Genomic DNA, 25277 nt, shown 5'->3' with positions numbered 1-25277 from the left:
GCATCGTCATCGCCGGGCCTGACGGCACCGGCGACCCGCAGATCGACATCGCCAACGGCATCTGCTTCAACGGCGACGCCGACACGGGCAGCGCGCGGTCCGGTGCGGCGCAGGGCGGCCGCCTCGGTGGCGGCATCGAGCGGATCTGGCTCGACGGCCGCGTGCAGGCCGCCCTGGACCGCAGTGTCGCGCAGATCGGCGCGCCCGACGCCTGGGCCGCCGGGTTCGACGGCAAGGGCGTCGACGTGGCGATCCTGGACACCGGCGTCGACGCCAACCACCCCGACCTGGCCGGACGTATCGGGCAGGCCCGCAACTTCACCGACAGCCCCGACGTCGTCGACCGGCACGGGCACGGCACGCACGTCGCCGCGACCGTCGGCGGCACCGGCGCGGCCTCGGGCGGCACCCGCAAGGGCGTCGCACCGGGCGCGAATCTGCTGGTGGGCAAGGTGCTCAACGACGGCGGCTCCGGCTACGAGTCGTGGATCGTCGCGGGCATGGAGTGGGCCGTCGAGCAGGGTGCCGAGGTCGTCAGCATGAGCCTGGGCGGCTCGGCCACCGACGGCCAGGACCCGATGAGCCTGGCCGTGGACCGGCTGACCGCCGCCAATGGAACCCTGTTCGTCATCGCGGCGGGCAACGACGGCTCCGACTATGCTGTCGGCTCGCCCGGCGCGGCCGCGTCCGCGCTGACCGTCGGGGCAGTCGACCGGGACGAGAATCTGGCCGATTTCTCCAGCCGCGGCCCGCGCCTCGGCGACGAGGGCCTCAAGCCCGAGATCACCGCGCCCGGTGTCGGCATCGTCGCGGCCCGTGCCGCCGGGACGTCGATGGGCACCGTCGTCGATGCGAACTACACCACCGCGTCGGGCACGTCGATGGCCACCCCGCACGTGGCGGGAGCGGCCGCGCTGCTGGCCCAGGCGCACCCGGGCTGGAAGGCCGGGCAGCTCAAGAACGCTCTGGTCAGCACCGCCCGCGCCAACGCGTCGCTGACGGTGTACCAGCAGGGCGCGGGCCGGGTCGACCTGACCCGGGCCGTCGCGCAGACCGTGTACGGCACCGCCACCGCCGACTTCGGCCTGCTCACCACCGCCCCGGCCGCGCAGGCGGCGACCCGTGTGCTGACGTTCACCAACACCGGCAGTGTGCCCGTCACCCTCGACCTGACCGTGGACCTGCGCAACGTCGACCGGGCCGTCGCCGAGACCGACGCCCTGACCACCACCGGGCAGGTCACCGTGCCCGCCGGTGGCACCGCCGACGTCACCGCGACCCTCGACCAGGCCAAACTGGACAGGGGCCGGCACAGCGGCGTCATCACGGCGACCGGCCCCGGCGGGATCGCCCTGCGCACGGCCGTCGGCCTCACCCTGGCCGGCCCGCGGCACAAAGTCACCCTGCGGGCGCTCGACCCGGCCGGCAACCCCGGCTCCGCGCCGGTCGTCATGCTGCACGGCGAGGACAGCCGCTCCGACACCCTCACCTGGCTCGTCGGCAACGACGGCACCGTCGAGGTCGAGGAGGGCACCTACCTGCTGCAGGGGCTCATCGAGCACGGTGCGCCGCTCGACGAGCAGGTCACCCTGGTCACCGACCCGGAACTGAAGGTCACCGGGGACATGACCGTGCTGCTCGACGCGCGCAAGGGCACCCCGATCCGGATCGAGACGCCCAAGCCGTCCGAGCAGCAGGCGATCCTCAGCTACTACGTGCACCGGGTGCACGGCAACGGCCGCACCATCAGCCACGGCGTCATGCACTTCAGCACCGTGCAGCAGGTCAACGTGACCCCGACGAAGCCGGTGAGCGCGGGTGAGTACGAGTTCTCGTCCCGCTGGCAGCTGGTCGCGCCGATCGTGGCAGCCCAGATCGACGGGGTGAAGGGTCCGCTCGACATCAACCTGCTGCACCTGTCGCCCGGCTACGACGGCCCGAAGCGGCTCAAGCTGGTCCGCGCCGGCACCGGCACGGCACAGCAGCTCGCGGCGGCGCACGTGCGCGACGCGGTAGCGCTCGTCGAGACGGCGTCCGACCGCACCGAGCAGGAGCAGATCGCGGCGGCGGCCGCGGCGGGCGCGGCGGCGATCATCATCGTCCGCCCCGCCGACTGGTCGGCGTGGACGGTGTGGGAGCCGCAGGGTGAGCGGGAGCCGATCCCGGCAATGGTCGTCGCGTACGACGACGGGCAGAAGCTGCTCGCCCGCACCGCCCGGTCCACTGCGACGATCGAGCTGGTCCTCACGCCGGTGAGCCCATACCTGTACGACGTCTTCCACGTCGAGCGGGGCCGCGTCCCGCAGCGCATCGTGCACAAGGTGACCGCCGCGAACTCGATGCGGATCGACACCTCATACGCGCACAACGGCGGCGAGCCGTGGGCCCGTGAGCAGCGTTTCGGCTGGCGTCCGTGGCAGGACTACTCCTGGAACGACACCACCCGTTTCGTGGCCACGCCGTCCACCCGCGAGGAGTGGGTGTCGGCGGGCGACTCGGTGTGGCAGCACCGGGTGCACCAGGAGTACCCGTGGGGCGGTTGGGGTCCGCTGGCCGGCGGCATCACCGACCAGCCGCGCAGCTACCGGCCCGGCAAGACGCGGGAGACCTGGTTCGGGCCGGTGGTCCGGCCCGCCGCGGCGACCGGGCTGCTCTCCACCCGGCTCGGTGACGTGCTGTCGCTGCGGGTGCCGGAGTTCGTCGACGCCGCCGGGCACGCCGGGTTCCGCGAGGGCGACGAGGTCGCGGCCAAGCTGTGGCGCGACGGGACGCTGGTCGCGGAGATGGCCAGTGCCATGGCCGACGTGGAGGTGCCCGCCGGGGCGGCCGGGTACCGGCTGCAGTTGACGACCGCGCGGACCACGCCGGAGTGGGTGCGGGCGACCCGTACCGACACGGTGTGGGAGTTCCGGTCCGGGACGGCCGACCAGGCGCGGGCGCTGCCGCTGCTGCAGGTCGACTACCGGGTGCCCGCCGACCTGAACGGCTCGGTCGCCGGACGGGCGCACACCGTCGGGATCGGATTGCGCCACCAGGCCGGTCTGCCCACGCCGCGGCACACCACGCTGGTCGTGCAGGTGTCGTTCGACGAGGGCCGGACCTGGCGGGCGGTGCGGGTGACGGGGCGCGGTGACGCGTACACCGCGCACATCCCGGCCGGTTCGGGCAGTGTCTCGCTGCGCACCCGGGCCACCGACGGTGCGGGCAACACGGTCACCCAGACCGTCGTGCACGCGTACGACCTGCGCTAGCGCGCCGTGAAGGGGCGCCCTCCGGCCGGGAGGGCGCCCCTTCACGCATTGCGCCAACGTCTATGTAAGTCTAGGCTTACCGTTCGTGGACACTTACGGAGATCCGGGCCTGGGACTTCTCGGGGATCCGACCCGGCGCGCGATCTTCGAGCTGCTCGCCCGGCAACCGTGCTCGGTGGGCGAACTGGCCGACCGCCTGCCGATCAGCCGGCCCGCGGTGTCCCAGCACCTGCGCGTGCTCAAGGACGGCGGCCTGGTCGTCAGCCGCGCCGCCGGCACGCGCCGGGTCTACCAGCTCAATCCCGACGGAGTGATCGCACTGCGCGCCTACCTGGACCGCGTCTGGCAGGACGCGCTCACGGCTTTCCAGAAGGCCGCGGACAACGACACCGCACCCGAAGAGGAGAAGCCATGACCGCACCCACGCTCCCGCCGCTGCACGGCAGGGTCACCGTCGGCCTGCCCGCCGAGCGGGCATTCGACCTGTTCACCCGATCGTTCGGCAGCTGGTGGCCGGCGCAGTACCACATCGGACAGGCCGACCTGGCCGAGGCCGTCGTCGAACCCCGCGTCGGGGGACGCTGGTACGAGCGGGGAGTCGACGGCAGCGAATGCGACTGGGGCACGGTGCTCGCCTGGGAGCCCCCGCACCGCCTGGTCCTCACCTGGCAGATCAACGGCAGGTGGGAGTACGACCCCGAGCCCGCCCACGCCAGCGAGATCGAGGTCCGGTTCACCGCCGAGGGACCCGAGCAGACGGTCGTCGAACTGGAGCACCGTCACTTCGACCGGCTCGTGGCGGGTCAGGCGATGCGCGACGGGCTCGTCGGCGGCGGCGGCTGGCGCGGCGTCCTGGACGTCTTCGCCAAGGCGGCCGAGCAGCGGTAGCTCCGCCGCGCCGGCACCGATTCCCCGCTTGATACGCTGCGCCCCCTTGGCTGGAAGGCGGAAGTACATGCGTTGGCTCCTGGACCGATTCCGCAGGCGCGCCGACCCGAGCGACGCGGAGACCGCCAAGGTCATGCGCGAGTTGGCGGAGGCCTTCGTCAAAGGCTCCGCGGAAGAAGGCCAGGCGCTCGGGTGGGACTCGACCGAGGCGTCGCGGCTGGACGACCTCTGCGACGCCTTCCTGGCGACGGATCCGCCGGCCGCGTACCGCCACAGCATGATCATGGGGATGGGCGCGTACGTCGGCGAGCTGATGGTGCGCCACGGCGGCGGCCGCTGGGCCTACGACGCGAACGAGAGGGCGGCCGTGGTCGAGATGCCGAACGGCCTGCGCGGCTTCCCGCACAACAAGGTCGCCAAGCGGCTCGACCACGGCCGCGAACACGACCTGTTCACCTTCTACTGGTACGGCCTCACCAGGGATGTCGCACCGGGCACCACGATCCGCACGATGCCGGACAGCGGTAGGTGACCGCGCCGCACGCCCGCCGAGCGACCAGCCCGCGGCACGGGCGCCTTCGTCACGAGGCGCCCGTGCCGCTTTCGTGCGCTACGCGAGCGCGTTGACGGCCGTGGCGACCGTGTCCCGCGCGGCGCGGCGGCGCCGGGTCGGCATTGCCAGCGTCGGGTTGGCCACGCCCCAGGCCGCGCCTTTGCAGATGACCTCCTTGTACGCGGCCGCGAGCCGTCCGGTCAGGACAGCCGGCTTGGCGACGTCGTCCGCGGTGACGTACTGGATCAGGCCCTCCCTGCGGCCCAGCGAGATGCACTGGTTGAAGTAGCGCAGGTGCGCGGTCGGCAGCTTGCCGCCGGTCAGGCGGGCCGCGATCGCGTCGGCGGCCTGCCACGCCATCGGGGTTCCCGACGCGCACGACATGCGCAGCGGCTTGTCCCCGGCACCGATCGCCATCGCGGCGTCGCCGACCGCGTACACGTCCGGGTGCGAGACCGAGCGCATGGTGCCGTCGACCACGATCTGACCGGTGCCGGTGACCTCCAGGGTCGTCGCCTGCGCGATCGGGTGGACCGCGAAACCGGTGGTCCACACGGTGACCGCGGCCGGGACGGTCCGGCCGTCGGCGAGGGCGACCCGGTCGGCGTCGACGCGGGTGACGGCGGCGTCCTCGTACACGGTGATGCCGAGCTTGCCGGCGACCTTGCGCAGGTGCTCGCGGCCCTTGGGCGAGAGCCAGTCGCCGAGGCCGCCACGGGCGGCCAGGGCAACCTTGAGGTCGGGGCGGGTCTCGGCGATCTCGGTCGCGGCCTCCAGGCCGGTGAGGCCGCCGCCGACCACGACCACGGCCTGCCCGGCGTCGAGGCGAGCCAGGCGCTCGCGCAGCCGCAGCGCGCCGGGGCGGCTCGCGATCTCGTACGCGTGCTCGGCCGTCCCGGGCACGCCCTGGGTGTTCCAGCCGCTGCCGAGGGCGTAGACGAGGGTGTCGTAGGCGAGTTCGGCGCCGTCCGCGACGGCGACGGTCTTGCGCTCGACGTCGACGCCGGTGACCTTCGTGAGCCGCAGCTCGACGCCGGTGCCCGCGAACATCTCGCGCAGCGGCCGGGGCGTGAGGTCCTGGCCGGCGGCCAGCTGGTGCATGCGTACCCGTTCGACGAAGTCGGGATCGGCGTTGACCAGCGTGATGGCGACGTCCTCGTGGTGCAGCCGCTTGGCGAGACGGCCGGCGGCGGTGGCTCCGGTGTATCCGGCTCCGAGGACGACGATGCGGTGCTTCATGTCCTTGCTCCTGTCTTCGCGGGTTCGCCTCTTGAACCGGGCAGCCCGCCGTTTCCTGACAGGAACAGCTGTGAAGCAGGTCACAGGGGGATCAGAACGCGGTGAACAAAGGTTTCCCGTGCTCGGTGGCGGCCCAGCGCGCGGTCGCGCGGGCGAGCTTGTCGGGGTTGACCTGGTTGCGGGACGCGGCGATGCCCTCGGCGGTGACCTCCAGGCACATGATGCCGACGACCCGGCCGTCCACGACGGCCACCGCGGCGGGGTCGCCGTTGGCGGTCGTCGCGTAGATCTCCGGCGAGCCGCCGATGATGGCGCGCTTGGCCTCGGCGGGCCGGAACAGGCCCCACAGGAACTTCGCGACCGCGACCGCGCCCTCGAACGCCCTGGCGCGGGCCGGGACCTTGCCACCGCCGTCGCCGATCGCGATGGCGTCGGCGGTGAGCAGCCGCACCAGCGGCTCCGTGCGGCCGCTGGTGCGGCGGCCAGGAACTCCTCGACGATGCGCCGGGCGGCGGCCTCGTCGATCTCGGTGCGGGCCTTGCCGTCGGCGACGTGCTTCTTCGCGCGGTGGAAGATCTGCTGGCTGGCGGCCTCGCTGAGGTCGAGGATCTCGGCGATCTCCCGGTGCGGGTAGTCGAACGCCTCGCGCAGCACGTACACGGCGCGCTCGTTGGGGGACAGGCGCTCCATCAGGGTGAGGACGGCGTAGGAGACCGATTCGCGCTGCTCGGCGGTGTCGGCCGGGCCGAGCATCGGGTCGCCGGCGAGCAGCGGCTCGGGCAGCCACTGGCCCACGTACGTCTCGCGGCGCGCCCGCGCGGAGGTGAGCTGGTTGAGGCACAGGTTGGTGAGGACCTTGGTCAGCCAGGCCTCGGGGACCTCGATGCGCTCGACGTCGGTGGCCTGCCAGCGCAGGTACGTCTCCTGCACGGCGTCCTCGGCCTCCGCGGACGAGCCGAGCAGGCGGTAGGCGACGGCCTCCAGGCGCGGCCTGGCGGCTTCGAACCGGTCGACGTCCAGCGCGGTCAGCGGCATGGCCCGATACTAACCAGCCGCCGGTGATCGATTCCGCGTCGCGGCCGCGGGTCAGAGCCAGCCGTGGCGGGCCGCGTGGAACGCCAGGCCGGGGCGGGTGTCCACGCCGGCGAGGCCCATCAGCCGGTCGAGTCGGCGTTGGACGGTGCGGCGGCTGACCCCGAGCTGGGAGGCGATGGCCTTGTCGGGCAGGCCGCCGATCATCAGGGACAGCACGTACAGGTCGGAGTCGTCGGGGCCGTCGGCGGCCGCCTCGCCGGAGGGGTGGATCGGGGTGGCCATGGCCCAGTACGCGTCGAACAGCGCGACGACGGCGGTCAGCAGCTCGCTCTGGCCGATCACGGCGGCGGTGGGTTCGCCGCCGCCGGTCTCGCGGACCAGCGGGCAGATCGCGATGGCCCGGTCGGCGATGGCGATCCGGATCGGCAGGCTGGGCAGGGTGCGGGCCTGCTGCCCGAGGCGCATCGCGGCCTGCGCGTTGTCGAGCACACCGGGCGACTGCAGAAACTCGCGGTCGTAGATCACCTGGTAGCGCACGCCGCGGCGCAGGGCGTCCAGTTCCGCGGTGTTCTCGCCGCTGGGCAGCGCGACGGGGTTGGACCGGCAGAACCAGAGCATCTCCTGGCGGGCGCCGTCCTGCAGCTGGCGCAGCCGCTCCCGCAGCGCCGCGCCGCCGACGACCACCTCGACGAGGTGGTCGGCCTCCAGGCGGCGCACGCCCGCGCGGTACTCGTCGTTCAGGTCGGCGACCAGTTGCCGGGCCCGCTCCAGCGCTTCGTACCGGCGCAGCAGGTGGTTGCCGAGGGCGACGTCGGGCGGCAGCGGGCGGAACACCGCCTGCTCGCCGGGCTGGACCGCGGCCAGGCCCCGTGCCTGCAGCGCCTGCAGCACCCGGGCGGCCTCGGCGTGCGACAGCGTCGTGATCGCGGCGAGGTCATCGGGCCGGGCCCGGTCCAGTTTCACCAGCAGGCGGTACGCGTGCTCCTCCAGCGCGGGCAGCATCTCCGGCTCGTCGGGCATGGTGCGTGTTACCTCCGATGTGCGGATCTTGCCAGTGCTCCCCGGTACTGACCGTCGCGAGCGGCCCGCGGTTCCCCGTACTCGATCCGGACTTCGCGGCAGTCGCGGGACCGGGCGGCCGCGCAGGCATGGAAAGCGGCGCGGGCGGGCAATACCGGGATGTGCGGTTGACGACGGGAGGCCGGCCATGACCGGGCGCAAGGAAGACATGCCCTCATCGGTGTCCGGCAAGGACATGTCGATGTTCGATCACTTCGCGGAGGCGGCCAGCAACTTCGCGTCGAAGGCGTGGTTCTTCGCGCTGTGCGTGCTGCTCATCCTGGTCTGGGCGCCGTCGATCGTGTTCATCGGCACGGTCGACACCTGGCAGTTGATCATCAACACGGCCACCACCATCGTCACGTTCCTCATGGTGGCGCTGCTGCAGAACAGCCAGACCCGGGCCAACGAGGCGGTGCAGCACAAGCTCAACGCGATCGCCGACGGGCTGGCCGACCTGATGGAGGCGCAGGGCGAGGACAAGGAGCAACTGATCCAGGACATGGTCGAGCTGCGCGACGCCGTCGGCCTGGAGCACCGCGAGGGAACCCGCTGACGGTCAGGAACGGTCGCGGCGGGTCCAGGCCAGCAGCCGGTCCAGTGGCCAGGTGTTGACCACCCGGTCCACCGGCACACCGCACCGGGCGGCGCGCTCGCAGCCGAAGCGCAGCCAGTCCAGCTGGACGCTGTAGTGGGCGTCGGAGTCGATGGCGAACAGGCAGCCCGCCTCGACGGCGAGCCGCAGCAGCCGCGCGGCGGCCATCGCCTCGATCGGCTCCGCGCCGTCGGACCAGTCGGAGTGGCTGTGGCAGTCGTCCCGCAGCGCACGGTGCAGCTCCTCGGTGGCCTCGTCGAGCGGCCGGTCGGCGGTGGCCAGCAGCCGCCGCAGGTAGACCGGTTGCTCCCCGGCCAGTGACTCCGCCACGCAGCGGGCGGTGACCTCGCCCAGGCCGGGCAGCTTGGCCAGGGTGCCCTGGGCGGCGCGGCCGGCCAGGTCGGCGGGGTCGGTGGCGGCGACGGTCTGCGCGGCCCGGCGGAACGCCCGGATGCGGTAACCGGCCTCGCCGGCGCTTTCCAGCTCCACGGCGATGGCCAGCAGGTCGGCGGCGGGATCGCGGCTCACCCCGAAGTTGTACCCCGGCGTATCGGACATGTCACATCCCGGTGGCCCGCTGAGCGTACCCAATCAAGATCATGGATTGCTCTCGGCCCTGGTCGTGGCTAACATTGCTGATCCTCGCTGCCCCGGCGGGGCAGGCCGCATCGGCGCGGCCCCGCGCACCCCGAATGAGGTAGACGTGACCGCAGGCCTGGCCCCCGTGATCGCCGCCACCACCCACTGGCTGACCCGGGCCTACCCGTCCGACGGCGGGCCGGCGCAGGCTGCCCGCGTGCTGGCGCAGGCCCGGCAGGCGGCCACGGTCGCGGCGTGGCTGCGCTACCCCACGGAGCTGGACGCCGGGCTGCTGGCGATGCTCGGGCCGGGCGGCTCCGGCGGGCTGGACCGCGTCATGCGCGCCGACGAGCACGAGGAGCCCTCCGCCGCCGACCGGATCTGGCGCGGGTGGGTCGACGAGGTCGTCGCGAGCTGGGCGGCCTGCCTGCTGTCGGACCCGCGGCTGGCTGCCGACGCGGTGGCCGCGACCGCCGACTGCGAGCACGCCCAGGTCGTCGACCGTGACTTCGGCCGCCTCACCGCGCCCGACGCCGACGACGCCCGCGCCGCGGCCCTGCTGCGGCACCCGGACCTGGTCGCCGCCGTGGCGAACATGCACCGGGCGCACCTGATCGAGCGCCTGCGCCTGGACCCGGTCGAGGTCGGCTGACCCCGGCACCGGCGGGCGTGGCCGGTTTGCCATGTTTCCACCTTGGGTACCCGGAATGTAGTGCGTCCGGTCGGCCGTCGCAGACCGCATCGGAGCGCCACCGGGATTCCTGCCCGACCAGGGCCGGCCGGTCACAAGGGAGGAAATGATGGCCACGCTGCTGTGGATCCTCGCGGTCGTGCTGGTGATCGCGGGTATCTTCGCCCTGCTGCGCAGGGAGATCCTCTGGGGGATCGTGCTGATCGTCGTCGGCCTGCTGGTGGGCCCGGGTGGAGTCAGCATCTTCACCTGATCTGCCGTTTCGCTCGCATCGGACTGTTCATCCCGTTCGTCCGATGCGAGCGGTCGTGGACCGTTGTCGGACCCCGCGCCTAACCTCTGCGCCGGTGCGCGCCACGAAGGGTGGTGTCTCGGCGGGGGCGGTCGGCATGGGTTTCGCGGGTCGGTCCGAGAGCACGCCGTCACCTGCGTGCGAGCGCCGCCGGGCTGCTCACCGGGCAGCGCTCGATCATGTGCTAGCCCTCGTCGCCGCCGCGCCCTGCGGGGACCGGCTGGTGCTGCGCGGCAGCATGACCATGCTGGCCTGGGCGGGGGAGCGGGCGCGCGAACCGGGCGACCTGGACTGGGTCGTACGCCCCGTGGCCTGGGTGCCGGTGGACCCCGCCTTCCCCTTTCCGTACGTGGACAAGCTCGACCGGGTGCGTACCTGGCCGGAGGCTGCTCACGGCGCGGCCGGTGACGAGATGTGGGACTCGGACGACTTCGACACCGGCGGGATCCGTGCGGTGCTGCCGCCCGAAGGCCTGCGCTGGATGCCGCCGTTGGACCGGATGGAACTGGACCGTCCGCACGAGGACGTCCTGGAACTGGTGCACCGGCAGCCGCAGGCCGAAGGCGGCGTACGGTTCGACGCCGACCGGGCCGAGATCGACCACGGCTGGACGTACGCGTACGACGGCGAGGAGGACGGGGCGGGCGGCACACGTCTGCTGCTGCCTTGGCGGGTCGACGAGACGGTGCACGGGCTGCTGCAGCTCGACTTCTCCTACGACGAGCGCCTGCCGGAACCGCCGGTGCTCACCGCGATCCCCCGGTCCGCGGGCGGCCCGCCGACCGCGGTGTGGACGGCGGGCCCGGAGCTGTCGCTGGCCTGGAAGCTGCACTGGCTGCACCATGACCAGGCGGCCGACGGCACGTCCGCGGGCAAGGACCTGTACGACGCGGTGCTGCTCGCCGAACGCGCCGGTGCGCGCCTGACCGGCCGTCTGCGGCGCGAGCTGTCGCGACGGGTGTCCGATCCGGACGCCTACCACCCGGACCGGGTGCGGTCCTGGCGCATCGACTGGCCCGGCGACCTCGGCGGACAGTCGGCCGGACCCTGGCTCGAACGGCTGGTTGCCGCCCTGCCGACGGTCCTCGGTCCGTGACGGTGCGCCCGAGGGCCGGGTTTCGCCGCGGGTCCCGGCGGCTCAGTCGACCGCGTGGGCGCGCAGCTGTGCCATGACCTCCGGCGCGGGCCAGTCGCCGACCCGGTAGCGGGTCGGTGCGAGCAGCGGCTCGGGGGTCAGCTCGACGAGCCGGGCCACGTCGCGCCACGGCACCCGGCCCCAGCTCTCGCCGTCGCGGACGAAGGAGACGAAATCCGCCTCCGGCAGCAGGGTGGTGATGCCGTCGGTCCAGGTGGTGACGGTGATCGCCGGCTCGTCGGGGCGGGCCGCGGCGATGAGTGACGCCACGAACACGTCGATGCCGTGCTCGGCGTACTGCGTCGACAGCCAGCGGGTCTGCGCGCCGTACTCGGTGTGGGCGAGCACGACCTGGGCGCGCTGGGCGGGCACGTGGTCCGGGTGGCCCGGTGGCGGGGCGTACGGCGCGACGCGGCCGCGCTCGTCGGCGACGTAACCGACCGGCGACACCCCGCGCGTCGCCTCATTGAACTCGCTCTCCACCAGGGAGAACAGGCCGGGCATGCCGCCTTCGCCGACCGGGCACAGCAGGACCGTGTTGACGTCGGGCACGAACGCGACCACCTGCGCGTCCATCGCGTGGCTGATCCCGGCCAGCCAGCCAGGGGCCAGCAGCAGTGAGGTGAAGTAGGCGTCGCCGGTGTCGACCATGCGGATCAGCGCGCCGGCGTCGGGCCAGTCGCGGCTCAGCGAGCGTTCGGCCAGGCGCTGCAGGTTCTCGCGGGCGGCGGCGAAGACCTCGTCGGCGGTGACCTCCCACTCGTCGAGCCGGGCCGGGGTCACGTACGCCATGGACTCTGGGCGGTCGACGACCACCAGTTCCCGCAGGTGCGGCAGGGCGGCGCGGGACAGCGGCGGGACCATGCCCATCGGCCCGCCCTGCCCGAAGGTCTCCGCCCGCAGCACCGGCCGCAGCCGGTGGCGCACCTCGTGCCAGGTCTCGTCGTCGTGCGGGGTCATGATGATGCGCACGAGCTGCGTGATCCGGTCCCGGCGGGCGGCCGCCCCGGCACCCTCGCTCTCCGCGAAGACGTTCGACAGGTAGATCCACACCGGGGCGGTGGCGCCGTCACGCCAGGCGGCGATCGCGAACTTGCCCGCGTCGTAGTTGACCTGCCGGACCCCGGGGGCCTGCCGGGCGATCCGGAGCGCCTCGGCCGCGAACCTGTCCCGGGGCGATCCGAAGAACCTTCCCAGCAATCCCATGGCGGCCAACGTAGTGGATGCCCGTCGGCCGTGTGGGCCCGGTCAGGCAGGTTCGGCGGGCCCGCGGGCGATCCGGTCGATGCGAGGGTCGGGCACGACCCACATGACCACGACGGCGACGAAGCAGCCCAGCGCGAGCCATACCCCGGCCTGACCGGGGATGAGCAGCGCGCTGAGGATGCCGGCGACGTCGAGCACGAGCGACGCCTTGCCCTTGCGGTCGCGGCCGACGGCCTGCCGCAGCGCCGAGTCCGGCCCCTGGTGCCGGATGATCACGTTCTGCAGCACGACGTAGGCCAGCGCCGAGGCGAGCAGGTTCACCCCGTAGAGGACGACCGGCGTGCGGGCGAAGCCCGACTCGTCGACCCAGGCCGTCGTGAACGGGAACAGCGACAGGCAGAACAGCAGCGCCAGGTTCGCCCACAGCACCCCGCCGCTGACCCGCTCCACGAGGTGGAACATGTGGTGGTGGCTGTTCCAGTAGATGCCGATGTAGACGAAACTGAGCAGATAGGTCAGCAACCCGGTGCCCGTCATGCCGAGCAGGTCCGACAGCTCGTGGCCTTCCGGCACCCGCAGTTCCAGCACCATGATCGTGATGACGATGGCGAGCACGCCGTCACTGAACGCCTCTACCCGACTGGTCTTCACCGCACTGCCGCCCCTTCTCCGTCGCGTCGCCCGTGGATGGGGGTGAGGTCCGAGGAGACAACCAGGACCCCACCCCCGGCTCTGATCAGGCCGCCTCGACGGCCTCGATGATCGACGCGGCTACGGCGTCGGGCCGGGAGACGCTGATCGCGTGGGACGCGCCCGGCACCTCGCGGACGCTCTTGGCACCGGCGCGGTTCGCCAGGAACCGCTGCAGCTCCGCGGGGATGCACAGGTCGGCGTCGCCGATGACGAACCACGACGGGATCGACGCCCACGCCGGTGCGGCCGCGGGCAGCCCCGTGGTCAGGGCGAGCTCGGTGACCGGGCGCTGGGTCGCGTACATCACGGCGGCCCGCTCGGTCGGCACGTCGGCGGCGAACTGCTGGTGGAACACGTCCCGCCGGATGGCGAGCTCGTTGCCGCCGGTCGAGACCGGGTAGGCGGTCAGCGCCTGGCCCAGGGTGCTGCCGGGGAAGCGGCCCGACAGCTCGATCGCGGACTCGCCGTGGTCGGGCGCGAACGCGCAGACGTAGACCAGGCCGGCGACCTTGTCGCTGCCGGCCGCGGCCTCGGTGATGACTATGCCGCCGTACGAGTGGCCGACGAGCACCACGGGTCCGCTGATCGCGGCGATCACGTCGCGTATGTAGGCGGCGTCGCCCTGCACGCTGCGCAGCGGATTGCCGACCGCCACGACGTCGATCGACCTTTCCTGCAACCGCTGCACGACCCCGGACCAGCTCGCGGATTCGGCGAAGGCGCCGTGCACGAGGACGACGGTCGGCTTCTGGTCGGTCATGGTGTTCTCCGTTTCGTAAGGTTTGCCCTGCTCAAACAGCTAAGACAGGGCAGCCGCGGAGTATGTGACAGCTGGTGAAGGCCATCACACTCTCAGTGTCTGGTCGCGGCTGCGGTCGGAGCTTTCCCTCCGTCGGGTAACCTCCATCGCCCGCCGACCGGCGGGCCGCATCGACCCGGGAGGACCAGCATGGGTGACGCGCAGACGGTGGTCCTCGACCTCGCCCACGCCGTCGAGGTGAAAGCGGCGCACGGCGTGGAGCTGTCGGCCCCGGAACGCGTGCTGAGCGACCTGGCCTGGATCGACATCACCGTCGCGCCGAACGGTTTCCTCGGATGGCTGGACATGTCGTCGGCTGACCGGTTGCGTGAGACGGCCACGGCGCTCGCCGCGGTCGGCGCCACGCAGGTCGGTGAGCTGGTGGCGCAGGTGTTCGCGACCGTGGGGCTCGATCCGGCGACCATGACCGATGAGGTTAAGGACGATCTTGTCGAAGGGTTGTCCGCCGAAGCCGTCGTACGCCTGGAACAGCTCGGCGACGCGATGTTCGACCTCACCGAGGACTACATGGCGCGCTGCCATGCGTACGCCCAGACGCACGGTCTGGCGGCCTGAGCCGCTCGTTTCGGTCAGCGGCCCGATTCGCCGTTTCGGGCCGCGGCGAGCCCGCCTTCCACGATCGCGACCGCGAGCGGGTGTGCCACCTCGCGCGTCACTGCCTCAACCGGTCCGGTGACCAGTGCGAACAGCGCTCCGCCGTACATCACGAGCATCGGTGGGATCGCGGCCGGCGGGATGTCCAGGCCGAGGTCGGCGTGGTGGCCGCCGGTGAAGGACGCCATCGCCGCCATCAGCTCGTCGAGCGCCGCTGCCAAGGCGGGCCGCCGCAGGCTTTCCAGGCGCAGCTCGAAGATCGCCAGGTACCGGGCCCGGTGAGGGCCTGCCGCCAGCAGCAGCGAACCGGCGATGAGGTCGGTCGCCCGCTGTACGCCGTCGTTAGAGGCGGGGACGGGCTCGGCTCGTGCGGCGTCGGCCATGTCGGCCTGGTGACGCTCGACGACGCGCCCGGCCGTCGCCACGAGTAGGGCCTCGCGGCTGCGGAAGTAGTTCGACGCCGTCCCGGCGGGCAGTCCGGCGCGCCGGTCGACGGCCCGGTGGGTGACGCCGTGCACACCCGATTCCACGAGCAGGTCGATCGCCGCGTCGGTGAGCTGCGCCCGGCGCTGTTCGTTGGGTGGCGGCACCTGAGCATTGTATGGCACCATCCGTTGTACAACGTACGTAGTGAATGGGAGTGTCGCGGTGAAGGTGCTGATCGCGGGAGGCGGCGTCGGCGGGCTGGCCCTCGCTCGGGGACTCGCCGGGGCCGGGCACGAGGTCCGCGTGTTCGAGCAAGCCCCTGAGCTGCGCACCGGCGGAGCGGCCGTCACGATCTTCAGCAACGGGGCGGCCGCGCTCGCCGGGCTCGGCGCGCCGCTGGCCGGGTTCGGTGGGCGGCTCGACTGGCTGCGGTTCGACACCGCCGACGGCCGGACCATGGTCACCGCCGACCTGACGGTGCCGGCCCGCCGGATCGGCTTCGCCGTGACGTCGGTGCCCCGCGACCGCCTGGTCAGGCATCTCGCGCAGGGTGTGCCGGTGGAGTTCTCGCGCGAGATCGTCGACGTCGAGGTCCACCCCCGTGGCGTGGTGGCGATCGACGCCACCGGCGGCCGCCACGAGGCCGACGTCGTGGTGGGCGCGGACGGGCACCGCTCCGCCGTACGCCGCGCGGTCCTCGACCCCGCACCGGCCGCCGAGAACGAGTGGACCACCTGGCAGGGCCTGACACCCGCGCTGCCGGAGCTGGTCGGCGGCACCACCGGCGTCTGCGTCGTCGGCGACGCCGGCCTCGTCGGGCTGCTGCCGTCCGGCGACGGGCTGCTCATGTGGTGGTTCGACGTGCACCGGCCGCTGGGCGACTCGCCCGCCGCCGAGCTGGCCGCGCGCTTCGCCGGATACGGCCCGCTCGTGCAGGGGCTGCTGCGGCAGATCCGGGACCAGGACCTGGAGTCGTTCCGGCACGTCACCCATCGCATCCCCGACCAGTGGGGACGCGGCGGGGCGACGCTGCTCGGCGACGCCGCGCACGCCTTCCCGCCCACCCAGGCGCAGGGCGCCAACCAGGCCCTCGAAGACGCCTGGCTGCTCAGCCGCGCGCTGCGGGGCGACACCGCCGACCTGCCCGGCGCGCTGCGGCGTTACGAGGCGCTGCGCGCCCGCCGGGTGCGCAAGGTCTCCCGGCGCGCCGCGAGCGAGCAGACCAACAAGCCACTGCCCCCGCTGGTACGCGCGCTGACCAGGTTGATGCCGCCGACCCTCATCGGCAGGGCGTACGCCGCACAGCTGCGCGGCATCAGCAGCGTCCTCAACGACGAGACCGTCTGACGGCTTAAGGGGCAGGTTCAGGGTTAGTGCCGATGCGGGTGGTCCGGCAGCGGGCCTGATCGTCGGCGCGTCCGGCAGCGTCGGCACGTACGCGGTGCAGCTCGCCAAGCACCTCGGCGCGCACGTCACCGCCGTCTGCGGCACCCGCAACACCGCCCTGGTCGCCGAGCTCGGCGCCGACCACGTCATCGACTACACGAAGGACGACTTCACCGCGAACGGCGAGCGCTACGACGTCGTCTTCGACACGATCGCGGGCAGCTCCTTCCGCGCCTGCCGGGGCTCGCTCACCCCGAAGGGCTGCTATGTGCCGACGACCGGGCTGCACAACGTCCCGCTGGTCTGGCTGACCGCGCTGACCGGGGGCCGCCGCGTCGTCGGCGGCATGTCGGTGAACAAGGCCGACCTGCTGGTCTACCTGCGCGACCTCATCGAGCGGGACCGGCTGCGCATCGTCGTCGACCGGACCTACCCGCTGGAGCGGATCGCTGAGGCGCACCGCTACGTCGACACCGGCCACAAGACCGGCAACGTCGTCATCACCGTCGGTTGATCAGTATTACGGAGTACAGTAATCGTATGAACCGAGAACAGGTCGACCGCACCTCGATCAGCCTTCCCGTGGACCTGGCCGAGTACGCCCGCGCCAAGGGCAACGGGAACACCTCGGCGTACCTGGCGAGCCTGATCGAGAAGGACCGCCGCCTCGACCGGATCAAGGCGATGCTCGCCGAGCACGGCTACACCGGCGAGCAGGCGATCACCGACGCGGGCGTGGCGGCGATGCGCGACCGGCTGCACCGGGTGCGCCGCGAGCGGGCCGGCCGCCGGCAGGCCGCGTGAACATCACCGTCGTGCTGGACGCCTCCGCGCTGCGCGCCTACGCCCGGCTGGACAGCGTGTCGGTGGGCGAGCTGCTGCAGACCGTCGCCGAAGACGGCGACCTGGCCGGGATACCGGTGCTCGCGCTCGTCGACCTGTGGCCCGACCTCGGCAAGGAAGAGCAGAGCCTGCTCACCGACCTGATCGGACGCGCGGACAGCCCGGTGCAGGTGCTGCCGATGCACACCGACCTCGTGCCCGCCGTCGCCGCCTCGGCCCGTTCCCTCGGCCACGGCCCGGCCCACGCGGTCGCCGCCGTCCAGGACCTGGGCGCCACGCTCGCCACGTTCCACCCCGACCGCTACGCCGATGTGCTCGACCCGTACGACGTGCTCGAACTGTCGTAGCCTTCGCTCAGCCGGCGAGGGCGGCGATCGCCTCGATGGAGATGAGCAGATTGCGGCAGGCGGACATTGGCCGGGGCTGAGCGGGCCGGCGGCGGGTGCGGCATGAACCACTCGTAGACGGCGTTGGTGGCGGTGAAGTCTTTGACGTTCACGTAGAAGTCCGGCAGCCGAGTGGAAACTGTCGGGCGGCGACGGTAATTTCACCGCGCCGCCGAAGCCGACCTTGGCCGGTGGAACCACCGTTCAAGGAGGTGCAGGCAGGGTGAATGCTGCCCGGAAACCGTGGGAGGAGCGCAGCGCCGCGCGCGTGGTCGCGCCCGCGCGGCCGCGCAAACTCGCCAAGGTGCCGTTCGTGGAGCTGGCCGACGGCCGGCTGCAGGGAGTGGTGTCCAGCGGCTCGGACATCGAGCGGGTGTACGTGTCCTCGCTGACGGCCGCGAACCACTCGTTCCACTGCAGCACCAACAACAACCGCCCGTGCGGCGGCATCCGCCGTGGCGGCTGCAACCACCTGCGTGCCCTGGCCGACGAGGCCGTGCTGCAGTACGGCGTCGAACGCGTCGCCCGCTACGTGCGCGCCGACGTCGCCGAGGACGCCACGACGGGCGCGGCGGTGCTGGCGGCGGTCGACCCGTGGCACGAGCCGTCGGCGGGCGCGCCGGTGTTCAGCCGCTTCCTGCGGCACCTGGCCTACCTGGAGCTGGCTGCCACCACCGAGCCGCTGCCCGAGCTGCACTGGTTCCCGGCCGGCGGGGCGGTGCGCTGATGCGGTTCGACCTGCTGGCGGCCCCGGTCGACGGGGTGTCCGAGGCGTACGAGGTGGTGGCCGGGTTCGACGGCGCGCTGGTGGGCGGGCTGCTGCGGCCGGGCGTGGAGCAGATCGCGGCGCTGCACGCGCTCGCCGCCGCGGTGGCGGGGACCCCGCTGGCCGGACGCGTCGCCGAGGCGGTGGAGAAGACCATCGCCGGTTCGATCTCCGACGAGCACCTGGCGGCACTGGTGGCGGCGCGCTCGGCGCTGCTCGGCGCGTCCCACGACGCGCTGCTGGCCCGGCTCGACGAGGCGGCCGGACGCAACCGCGAGGCCTGGCCCGCACCCGGACCGGGCAGCATGGCGGGAGCCGACAACCTGCTCGCGGCGGCCCGGTCCTGGCTGTCCGATCTGGCCATCGCGGGCTGGCGCGGCATCGACCACGACCTCGTGTCGCACGCCGACCAGGCGGTGCAGGCGCTGCTCGCCGAACCACGCCTGCGCCGGCTCGGTGCGCTGCTCGACGGGTTCGCCGGGGAGCTGCGGGCGTGCGCGCCGGGCGCGACGATGCCGCGGGTGCCGGTGCGCCGCTGGGCCGACCTGTGGGCCCGCGCGGTGCTGCTGGCCCAGCCGGGCGCGCTCGCCGCGCCCGAGCCGGGCACGGTGTCGGGGCGGCTGCTGCCGCTCGGGATCGACCTGCACGAGCACCCGACCGCGGTGCAGGCGCAGGTGCACGCGGTGCTGGAGACCGCTGACGGGCCACGCCTGGTCCGCGCGAGCGTCTCCACCCCGAAGGTGGACACACTGGTCGGGTCGGGCGTGTGGCAGTTGCTTCGCGGCCACAGCGCGCTGCTGGCGGCGGTCACCGAGCAGCGCGCCATGGACCTGACGGACATGCCGGTCACCGCGGGCGGCGACCTGATCTGGTCCGACGGGAACGCGAAGGCGGGAGCGCCCGCCGAGCCGTTCGCCACCGCACGGGTGCAGCTCGCGGCTGCGAGCGCCGCGCCGGTTCCGCCGCTGGAGCGGCATCCGGTCCGGATCGCCGAGCCGGTGCTGCTGGAGGGGTACACGGCGGCCGCGCACGACGACGGCGTCACGCTCACCCTGCCGGGCCTGACCGTCGAGGTGGACATCGAGCGTATGCACGGTGCCGGCCCGCTGACGCCCGCGCTGGTCGCCGCGTCGACCGCGTGCATCGGGCTGCTGCGCTGGGACGGGCACTGGACGATCCAGCCCTTGGCGGTCGAGGCGCAGGTCAAGCGCAAGCCGGTCGCCGTGCACGGGGGCGCGTGGGCGGGCGGTGCCGCCGACGCCGCCGGAGCCAAGGCCGAGGCGGCCGCCGCAGACGCGGTCAAGGTGCTGCGTGAGCGGGCCGGAAGGTTGCTGCGCAAATGACCGTGGACGCGGACGTCAACCGCCGCCAGGTGATCTACTGGCGGCTCATCGCCCGGCTGTTCAGCCGCGAGGAGCAGGGCACCCTGGAAGCGGCCAGCCTGGCCGTGACCGAGGACATCGGCCTGCCCGCCGCGCTGCTCGACCCGTCGGTGTCGATCGACAACATCGTGCAACGTTTCCCCGACCTGGCCGCGGAGTTCGACGGCCTGATGACGCCCGAGAAGCTGGGTGCCGCGGCTCCCAACGAGGCTGTGGCGGCCGGAGAGGCCGCGTCGACCGCCGATGAGGCCGCCGTGTCGCCGGTCGAGGCCGGGCGGGACACGGCCGCCGAGGTGCGCCGGGCCGCGCTCGCGGCGAAGTTGCTGCTCAACGTGTTCGACACCGGGTCGGGCTCGGTGTCGGCGACGCAGCTGGCGCGCTGGCAGTCCGATGCCGGGTGGCTGGAGAAGGCGCTGGGCGAGGAGCCGGGCAGCCTGCGCCGCCAGGGCGGCGGAGGCATGGGCGGCGGCAGCGGGCAGGGCATGGGCGGCACGCTCGGCGAGCTGGAAGGCGACCTGGTGAGCCGGATGAAGCTGCGCGAGGTGCTGGCCGATCCGAAGCTGGCCGCGCAGCTCACCCCGAGCATGTCGCTGATCGAGCAGCTGCTGCGCGACAAGTCGAACCTGTCCGGGGTGGCGCTGGCCAACGCGAAGGCGCTGATCCGGCGGTTCGTCGAGGAGGTCGCGGCGGTGCTGCGCACCCAGGTGGAGCGCACCGCGGTCGGCAAGATCGACCGGAGTGTGCCGCCGAAGCGGGTGTTCCGCAACCTCGACCTCGACCGCACCATCTGGAAGAACCTGACCAACTGGAGCCCGGACGACCAGAAGCTGTACGTCGACCGGCTGTTCTACCGGCACACCGCCGCCAAGACCACCCCGTCGCGGCTGATCGTGGTGGTGGACCAGTCCGGTTCGATGGTCGACTCGATGGTGAACTGCACCATCCTCGCCTCGATCTTCGCCGGGCTGCCGAAGGTGGACGTGCACCTCATCGCGTACGACACCAGGGCCATCGATCTGACGCCGTGGGTGCACGACCCGTTCGAGGTGCTGCTGCGCACCAACCTCGGTGGCGGCAACGACGGGCCGATCGCGATGGCGATGGCCCGCCCGAAGATCGCCGAACCGGCCAACACGGCGATGGTGTGGATCTCGGACTTCTACGAGTTCGACCGCTCCCAGCCGCTGTACGACAGCATCGTCGCCGTGCAGCGCTCCGGGGTGCGGTTCATCCCCGTCGGCTCGGTGACCAGCTCCGGGCAGAACATCGTCAACCCGTGGTTCCGCCAGCGTTTCAAGGACCTCGGCACGCCGGTCGTGTCCGGCCACATCCGCAAGCTCGTCTTCGAACTCAAGAACTTCCTGGCTTAGGAGATCCGACCCATGACCGAGATGCTGCGCGCCCCCGCCGAGACCAAGTACGCCGAGGAGCTGGACTGGCTGGAGTCGATCGACGACGGACCGAAGCCGTTCTCCTGGCGGCTGAGCCCGAAGATGGTGCGGCTGTTCATCCTGGGCAGCGAGCGCGCCGACGGCCTGGACCGAGAGGTCGCCCAGAAGTGGTTCGGCGACCGCAGCTTCGTCGAACGCGCCATCGTCACCCTCGCCTCCGACCGGGGCCTGCTGCTCATCGGCGACCCGGGCACCGGCAAGAGCTGGCTGGCCGAACTGCTGGCCGCCGCGATCAGCCGCAACTCGACCCTGGTCGTGCAAGGCACCGCCGGCACCACCGAGGACCACATCAAGTACTCCTGGAACGTGTCGGCGGTCATCGCCAACGGCCAGTCCCGGGCCTCGATGATCCCGTCGCCGATCATGACGGCGATGGAGCAGGGCGTCATCGGCCGCTTCGAGGAGCTGACCCGCTCCACCAGCGACGTCCAGGACGCACTGATCTCGATCCTGTCCGAGAAGTACGTGTCCATTCCCGAGCTGGACGACGACAACATCGTGTTCGCCAAGCCCGGCTTCTCGATCATCGCGACCGCGAACAGCCGCGACCGGGGCGTCAACGACCTGTCCTCGGCCCTGAAGCGCCGGTTCAACTTCGTGCGCATCCCGGTGGTGACCAACAAGAAGAGCGAAGCCGAGATCGTACGCTTCCGCACCGTCGAACTGCTGCGCCGGCACCGGATCGAGCTGGACGTGCCGCCGACGCTGCTGGACATCCTGCTGCAGAGCTTCGCCGACCTGCGCGCCGCGGCCGCGTCGGCGGGCAGCGACGACGAGAAGCTCGAATCGGCGCTGTCCACCGCCGAGCAGATCGGCGTGCTGGAGGACGCGATCCTGCACAGCAACTTCTTCGGCGACCGGTCCCTGCGCGCGCAGACCCTGGCCAGTTCGCTGGTCGGCTCGCTGGCCCGGCGGGCCCCGGAGGACCTGGCGATCCTGAACAAGTACTGGCACGGCGTCGTCGAGCCGCGCAGCAAGGCCGAGGGCGGGTCGTGGACCGAGTTCCTCGACGGCGGCCGCGAAGCGATCAAGACACTGTCGTGACGGAACCCACCTTCGGGGCGCTGCGCTCGCAGCTGCTCGACGCGGCGGCGGCGCTCGCCGACGGGCCGGACGCGCTGGCCGGGATCCTGTCCGGCATCGTGGACGACGTCGATCGGGCGCTCGCCGAACCGCTGGAGATCTTTCCGGTGTGCCACCACTCGCCCGCGTCCGCGATGGCGATGGCCAAACGGCTGCGCGAGAAGCAGCCCAAGGTCATCTACCTGGAGCTGTGCGAGGACATGACGCCGCTGCTCACCGAGCTGCGCAACTGCAAGCTGCCGGTGGCGGTGCAGGCGTTCGCGTCCGAACTCGACGGCTTCCCGCAGGACTGGGCGCCGCTGTCGGTGGTCGCGCCGATCACCGAGGCGTCGGCCGAATACCAGGCCATCGCGTACGCCCTGGACACGCCCGGGGTCGAGCTGGTGCTGGTGGACCGGTCCACCGACCACGTGTTCCAGTGGCAGCCGCGCAAGGACAAGGCGGCCGAGCCCGCGCCCGAAGCCGGGGCGGAACCGGCCGAGGACGCCGATCTGCACGGTGACGCCGTCGGCGTCGAGATCGGCGACCTGCGACCGCGCTTCGCCGAGCTGGAGGAGCACCTGTTGCACCACGGCAAGGTGCGGCACTGGTCGGAGTGGTGGGACCAGTACGTCGAGCAGCCCCTCGGTGACGCCGACTACGACACGTACCGGCAGGTCATGGTCCTGATCGGCAGCCTGTTCCGGCGGCTCGCGCCCGGCGCGCGCGACCGGGTCACCTCCGACGAGGAACGCGAGCGCTACATGTGGACCCGGATGCGTCAGCACCTGGCCACGTCCGGCGTCGACGCCGCCGACACGCTCTACGTCTGCGGGGCGTTCCACGCCGCCAGTCACGTCGACGAGTTCGGCCTGCACGGCGCGGACAGCTACGAGATCAGCCCCCGGACCGCCACCAAGTGGCACTACGGCTTGATCCCGTCGAGCCACTCGTCGATCGAGGCCCAGTTCGGGCTGGCCTCGGGCTCGGTGTCGATCGCCGCGGCGGTCTTCGCGAAGTCGCTGACCCGCACCGGCGTGGAGCCGTACCGGCTGGAGGGCCAGCAGGGCGGCCGCGCCGCGAAGAAGAAGGCCAAGCCGGCCCCGGTGGTCTCGCCGCAGTCGCAGCAGGTCACCGACCGGCTGTCCGGGTTCCTCGCCCGGCCCCCGGTGCTCGACACGCTCGACGAGGACGAGCTGCTCGGCTGGTCCGTCGAGATCGTCCGGCTGGCCCGCCGCAACGGCTACCTGTCCAGCACCGCCGACGCCATCGCCGTGTTCGAGACCTCGATCCTGCTCGCCGGGATGCGCGGCCGCGCCCGGCCCACGCCGTACGACTTCCAGGACGCGGCCGTCACCTGCATCGAGAAGGAGTCCGTGCCCGGCCGCCGTGACGTGCGGCGGCTCTGCGAGATCATGCTCGGCGGCGACCGGATCGGCCAGGTCGGCTACGACTCGCTGCCGCCGCTGGCCCGCGACGTGCACGACCGGCTCGCGCCGCTCGGCCTGAAGCTGGAGCAGCGCGGCGTGCAGCGGGCCCTGCTCGACATCGCGGGTGATCCGGTGCTGGGCAAGTGCTCCGACCTGCTGTGGATCCTGCGGCACCTGCTGCCGCAGGGCGCGGCCCGCCCGATCATGGGCGAGCGGCGGCTCGGCCACCGGGCCATCCAGGAGTCCTGGGACCTGGCGTTGGGCACCCACTCCCGCGAGCTGATCGAACTCGGCTACGAGGGCATCACCGTCGAGCAGGTCCTCGAACAGCGCCTGCGCCGCTGCGTGTGGGGTCCGCGGGCCACGGCCGCGGTCGCGCTCGGCGCGGTCGAGGACGCCACGCTGTACCTGCGCAGCCGCCGCTTCGCCGACGAACTCGGCGCGCGGGCGGTCGAGCTGCTGGCCGCCGAACGCACCGTCGACGACGCCCCGGACGTGCTGCGCCGGGCCCGCCGCCTGCTGGCCCACTACCGCGCCACCGAGCCGGTGCTGCCCGCCTGGCTGGAAGCGTTCGTCAAGGCCGGGTACGCGCACTACTGCACCCTGCTGCCGAACGCCTTCGTCGAGGAGGAGACCGGCACGAAGCAGGTCGCCGCGATGCTGGGCTTCCTGTTCAGCATGGAGAGTCTGGCGCTGTCGCTGGGCTGCGACCGGGCCCAGCTTGAACTCGCCGTGGCGCAGTCGCACCCGACGACGCCGGGCAAGACCGCGCTGCTGTGGGCGGCCCAGCACCAGCTCGGCCTGCTGTCCCGGGCCGAGCTGCGCGAACGCTGCGTCGCGCTGCTGGACAACCCGCTGGTGCTGCCCGCGTACCCGCAGTATCTGAGCGGTTTCGTGCAGGCGCTGGAGCCCGTTCCGGCGCTGGCCGGGTTCGTCGTCGAGGCGATCTCGCAGGCGTTCGGGCGGCTGCCCGACGCGGTGCTGCTGCCCTGGCTGCCGACGCTGATCACGACGCTGCGCAAGGAGGGCGGCGACCACGTCGGCCTGCTGGTCCGCGAGGCGGGCCGGGTCTTCCCCGGCGACCTGCCGACCCTCGACGCGTGGACCCCGCCCTGGTCGGCGGCGGCCGTGGACCCGGGGGCCGCCGTGGCCGCGCCGCGTGGCCCGGCCGGGCCGGTCGCGGTGCTGCTCACCGCGCACCCGGAACCGACCGACGCGCTCGCCGCCCTGCTCGGCTGCGACGGCACGTGGGCGGCCCCGGAGCAGGCGCCCGGCACCGGCCCGGTCGGCGACCTGCTGGCCAGGTACCCGCTGTCGGCCGCCGAGCTGGCCGTCGCCATCGGCGTCGGTTGACCGAGATCCGCGGGCCGTGGCGGGGACCGTCTCCGCCACGGCCCTCGGCCGGGTGCCACAAGATCTGGGAACTCACGCTGACCTGGGCGAATGTCTGGCACCGCGACCCCGCTCGGGTAACGGACGTCGGCTATCGTCTGCCCCCGACGGGCGGGGGTGGCG

Annotated in this window: 25 protein-coding genes and 1 pseudogene; 18 read left to right on the top strand and 8 right to left on the bottom strand. The window is 72.5% G+C overall.

Translation table 11 applies throughout. The features are described 5' to 3' along the window. The 4 genes from AB0B66_RS32575 to AB0B66_RS32560 form a co-directional block, all read left to right on the top strand. Positions 1 to 3251: S8 family serine peptidase (locus AB0B66_RS32575; RefSeq protein WP_360537211.1), on the top strand; the 3251-nt coding region annotated here is incomplete at its 5' end. An 85-nt stretch (positions 3252 to 3336) separates the two neighbouring features. Continuing rightward, positions 3337 to 3666, top strand: a complete 330-nt coding sequence (locus AB0B66_RS32570; protein WP_360537209.1) for a metalloregulator ArsR/SmtB family transcription factor — start codon at positions 3337 to 3339, stop codon at positions 3664 to 3666. Then, complete coding sequence (locus tag AB0B66_RS32565; RefSeq protein WP_360537207.1) at positions 3663 to 4139, top strand: SRPBCC family protein; 477 nt, start codon at positions 3663 to 3665, stop codon at positions 4137 to 4139. Before AB0B66_RS32570 ends, AB0B66_RS32565 begins: the two co-directional genes overlap by 4 nt. Positions 4140 to 4206: 67 nt before the next feature. Beyond that, positions 4207 to 4671 carry a hypothetical protein gene (locus tag AB0B66_RS32560; RefSeq protein WP_360537205.1) on the top strand — a complete coding sequence of 155 codons (465 nt, stop codon included), beginning with the start codon at positions 4207 to 4209 and terminating at the stop codon, positions 4669 to 4671. 78 nt (positions 4672 to 4749) lie between these two features. Here AB0B66_RS32560 and AB0B66_RS32555 read toward each other — a convergent pair whose 3' ends face one another. The 3 genes and pseudogenes from AB0B66_RS32555 to AB0B66_RS32545 form a co-directional block, all read right to left on the bottom strand. Further along, complete coding sequence (locus tag AB0B66_RS32555; protein ID WP_360537203.1) at positions 4750 to 5931, bottom strand: FAD-dependent oxidoreductase; 1182 nt, start codon at positions 5929 to 5931, stop codon at positions 4750 to 4752. 91 nt (positions 5932 to 6022) lie between these two features. Beyond that, positions 6023 to 6966 (bottom strand): annotated as a pseudogene (sigJ, locus tag AB0B66_RS32550) (RNA polymerase sigma factor SigJ). Positions 6967 to 7017: 51 nt separating this feature from the next. Then, positions 7018 to 7986 (bottom strand): helix-turn-helix domain-containing protein, encoded by a 969-nt coding sequence (locus AB0B66_RS32545; RefSeq protein WP_360537201.1) that lies wholly within the window; start codon positions 7984 to 7986, stop codon positions 7018 to 7020. Positions 7987 to 8173: 187 nt separating this feature from the next. Between AB0B66_RS32545 and AB0B66_RS32540 the strand changes: the two genes are divergently transcribed. Beyond that, positions 8174 to 8581, top strand: a complete 408-nt coding sequence (locus AB0B66_RS32540; RefSeq protein WP_360537199.1) for a low affinity iron permease family protein — start codon at positions 8174 to 8176, stop codon at positions 8579 to 8581. Positions 8582 to 8584: 3 nt separating this feature from the next. On the opposite strand, the gene AB0B66_RS32535 is transcribed toward AB0B66_RS32540, so the two are convergent. Then, positions 8585 to 9178 carry a hypothetical protein gene (locus AB0B66_RS32535; protein ID WP_360537197.1) on the bottom strand — a complete coding sequence of 198 codons (594 nt, stop codon included), beginning with the start codon at positions 9176 to 9178 and terminating at the stop codon, positions 8585 to 8587. Between the two features lie 145 nt (positions 9179 to 9323). Between AB0B66_RS32535 and AB0B66_RS32530 the strand changes: the two genes are divergently transcribed. The 3 genes from AB0B66_RS32530 to AB0B66_RS32520 all read left to right on the top strand — a co-directional run bounded on the left by AB0B66_RS32530 (position 9324) and on the right by AB0B66_RS32520 (position 11278). Then, positions 9324 to 9851 (top strand): hypothetical protein, encoded by a 528-nt coding sequence (locus tag AB0B66_RS32530; RefSeq protein ID WP_360537195.1) that lies wholly within the window; start codon positions 9324 to 9326, stop codon positions 9849 to 9851. Between the two features lie 148 nt (positions 9852 to 9999). Next, positions 10000 to 10143, top strand: coding sequence for a GPGG-motif small membrane protein (locus AB0B66_RS32525; protein WP_203688747.1), 144 nt, complete (start codon positions 10000 to 10002; stop codon positions 10141 to 10143). A 94-nt stretch (positions 10144 to 10237) separates the two neighbouring features. Further along, the gene (locus AB0B66_RS32520) at positions 10238 to 11278 is read left to right on the top strand and encodes a nucleotidyl transferase AbiEii/AbiGii toxin family protein (protein WP_360537192.1); all 1041 of its coding nucleotides are present in this window, start codon (positions 10238 to 10240) and stop codon (positions 11276 to 11278) included. Between the two features lie 42 nt (positions 11279 to 11320). Here AB0B66_RS32520 and AB0B66_RS32515 read toward each other — a convergent pair whose 3' ends face one another. From AB0B66_RS32515 to AB0B66_RS32505, 3 genes are all read right to left on the bottom strand, one after another. Continuing rightward, a complete protein-coding gene (locus tag AB0B66_RS32515; protein ID WP_360537190.1) occupies positions 11321 to 12523 on the bottom strand; it encodes a hypothetical protein in 1203 nt (400 codons plus the stop codon). 42 nt (positions 12524 to 12565) lie between these two features. Then, complete coding sequence (locus AB0B66_RS32510) at positions 12566 to 13174, bottom strand: TMEM175 family protein (RefSeq protein WP_360537188.1); 609 nt, start codon at positions 13172 to 13174, stop codon at positions 12566 to 12568. 85 nt (positions 13175 to 13259) lie between these two features. Next, complete coding sequence (locus AB0B66_RS32505; protein WP_360537186.1) at positions 13260 to 13976, bottom strand: alpha/beta hydrolase; 717 nt, start codon at positions 13974 to 13976, stop codon at positions 13260 to 13262. Between the two features lie 189 nt (positions 13977 to 14165). Between AB0B66_RS32505 and AB0B66_RS32500 the strand changes: the two genes are divergently transcribed. Further along, on the top strand, positions 14166 to 14591 hold the full coding sequence (locus AB0B66_RS32500) for a DUF4375 domain-containing protein (RefSeq protein WP_360537184.1): 426 nt from the start codon (positions 14166 to 14168) through the stop codon (positions 14589 to 14591). A gap of 14 nt (positions 14592 to 14605) precedes the next feature. On the opposite strand, the gene AB0B66_RS32495 is transcribed toward AB0B66_RS32500, so the two are convergent. Further along, on the bottom strand, positions 14606 to 15220 hold the full coding sequence (locus tag AB0B66_RS32495; protein ID WP_360537182.1) for a TetR family transcriptional regulator: 615 nt from the start codon (positions 15218 to 15220) through the stop codon (positions 14606 to 14608). A 58-nt stretch (positions 15221 to 15278) separates the two neighbouring features. Here AB0B66_RS32495 and AB0B66_RS32490 point away from each other — a divergent pair, with 58 nt between their 5' ends. The 9 genes from AB0B66_RS32490 to AB0B66_RS32450 all read left to right on the top strand — a co-directional run bounded on the left by AB0B66_RS32490 (position 15279) and on the right by AB0B66_RS32450 (position 25115). Continuing rightward, positions 15279 to 16403: an NAD(P)/FAD-dependent oxidoreductase gene (locus AB0B66_RS32490; RefSeq protein WP_360537180.1), complete on the top strand. Its 1125-nt coding sequence runs from the start codon at positions 15279 to 15281 to the stop codon at positions 16401 to 16403. Between the two features lie 55 nt (positions 16404 to 16458). Next, entirely contained in the window at positions 16459 to 16956 is a 498-nt protein-coding gene (locus tag AB0B66_RS32485; protein ID WP_360537217.1) for an NAD(P)-dependent alcohol dehydrogenase, read from the top strand. A 26-nt stretch (positions 16957 to 16982) separates the two neighbouring features. Beyond that, positions 16983 to 17246, top strand: coding sequence for a hypothetical protein (locus AB0B66_RS32480; RefSeq protein WP_360537178.1), 264 nt, complete (start codon positions 16983 to 16985; stop codon positions 17244 to 17246). Next, positions 17243 to 17632 carry a hypothetical protein gene (locus tag AB0B66_RS32475; RefSeq protein ID WP_360537176.1) on the top strand — a complete coding sequence of 130 codons (390 nt, stop codon included), beginning with the start codon at positions 17243 to 17245 and terminating at the stop codon, positions 17630 to 17632. The genes AB0B66_RS32480 and AB0B66_RS32475 overlap by 4 nt, the downstream gene beginning before the upstream one ends. Positions 17633 to 17894: 262 nt before the next feature. Next, positions 17895 to 18398 (top strand): hypothetical protein, encoded by a 504-nt coding sequence (locus tag AB0B66_RS32470; protein ID WP_360537174.1) that lies wholly within the window; start codon positions 17895 to 17897, stop codon positions 18396 to 18398. Then, the gene (locus AB0B66_RS32465) at positions 18398 to 19780 is read left to right on the top strand and encodes a hypothetical protein (RefSeq protein ID WP_360537172.1); all 1383 of its coding nucleotides are present in this window, start codon (positions 18398 to 18400) and stop codon (positions 19778 to 19780) included. The genes AB0B66_RS32470 and AB0B66_RS32465 overlap by 1 nt, the downstream gene beginning before the upstream one ends. Continuing rightward, positions 19777 to 21189, top strand: coding sequence for a VWA domain-containing protein (locus AB0B66_RS32460; protein ID WP_360537170.1), 1413 nt, complete (start codon positions 19777 to 19779; stop codon positions 21187 to 21189). Before AB0B66_RS32465 ends, AB0B66_RS32460 begins: the two co-directional genes overlap by 4 nt. A gap of 12 nt (positions 21190 to 21201) precedes the next feature. Beyond that, entirely contained in the window at positions 21202 to 22314 is a 1113-nt protein-coding gene (locus AB0B66_RS32455) for an AAA family ATPase (RefSeq protein WP_360537168.1), read from the top strand. Next, entirely contained in the window at positions 22311 to 25115 is a 2805-nt protein-coding gene (locus tag AB0B66_RS32450) for a DUF5682 family protein (RefSeq protein ID WP_360537166.1), read from the top strand. Before AB0B66_RS32455 ends, AB0B66_RS32450 begins: the two co-directional genes overlap by 4 nt. The last annotated feature ends 162 nt before the right edge of the window (positions 25116 to 25277 follow it).

Source organism: Catellatospora sp. NPDC049111, assembly GCF_040648615.1.
In the GTDB taxonomy this organism is placed as follows: domain Bacteria; phylum Actinomycetota; class Actinomycetes; order Mycobacteriales; family Micromonosporaceae; genus Catellatospora; species Catellatospora aurea.
This window is presented reverse-complemented; position numbering and strand designations above follow the sequence as displayed.

Bases quoted from the DNA above. Each gene is read 5' to 3' on its own strand.
- AB0B66_RS32505 (WP_360537186.1), bottom strand. From the start codon at position 13,976: ATGACCGACCAGAAGCCGACCGTCGTCCTCGTGCACGGCGCCTTCGCC.
- AB0B66_RS32480 (WP_360537178.1), top strand. From the start codon at position 16,983: ATGAACCGAGAACAGGTCGACCGCACCTCGATCAGCCTTCCCGTGGAC.
- AB0B66_RS32545 (WP_360537201.1), bottom strand. From the start codon at position 7,986: ATGCCCGACGAGCCGGAGATGCTGCCCGCGCTGGAGGAGCACGCGTAC.
- AB0B66_RS32460 (WP_360537170.1), top strand. From the start codon at position 19,777: ATGACCGTGGACGCGGACGTCAACCGCCGCCAGGTGATCTACTGGCGG.
- AB0B66_RS32455 (WP_360537168.1), top strand. From the start codon at position 21,202: ATGACCGAGATGCTGCGCGCCCCCGCCGAGACCAAGTACGCCGAGGAG.
- AB0B66_RS32540 (WP_360537199.1), top strand. From the start codon at position 8,174: ATGACCGGGCGCAAGGAAGACATGCCCTCATCGGTGTCCGGCAAGGAC.
- AB0B66_RS32500 (WP_360537184.1), top strand. From the start codon at position 14,166: ATGGGTGACGCGCAGACGGTGGTCCTCGACCTCGCCCACGCCGTCGAG.
- AB0B66_RS32515 (WP_360537190.1), bottom strand. From the start codon at position 12,523: ATGGGATTGCTGGGAAGGTTCTTCGGATCGCCCCGGGACAGGTTCGCG.
- AB0B66_RS32525 (WP_203688747.1), top strand. From the start codon at position 10,000: ATGGCCACGCTGCTGTGGATCCTCGCGGTCGTGCTGGTGATCGCGGGT.
- AB0B66_RS32465 (WP_360537172.1), top strand. From the start codon at position 18,398: ATGCGGTTCGACCTGCTGGCGGCCCCGGTCGACGGGGTGTCCGAGGCG.
- AB0B66_RS32535 (WP_360537197.1), bottom strand. From the start codon at position 9,178: ATGTCCGATACGCCGGGGTACAACTTCGGGGTGAGCCGCGATCCCGCC.
- AB0B66_RS32555 (WP_360537203.1), bottom strand. From the start codon at position 5,931: ATGAAGCACCGCATCGTCGTCCTCGGAGCCGGATACACCGGAGCCACC.
- AB0B66_RS32565 (WP_360537207.1), top strand. From the start codon at position 3,663: ATGACCGCACCCACGCTCCCGCCGCTGCACGGCAGGGTCACCGTCGGC.
- AB0B66_RS32560 (WP_360537205.1), top strand. From the start codon at position 4,207: ATGCGTTGGCTCCTGGACCGATTCCGCAGGCGCGCCGACCCGAGCGAC.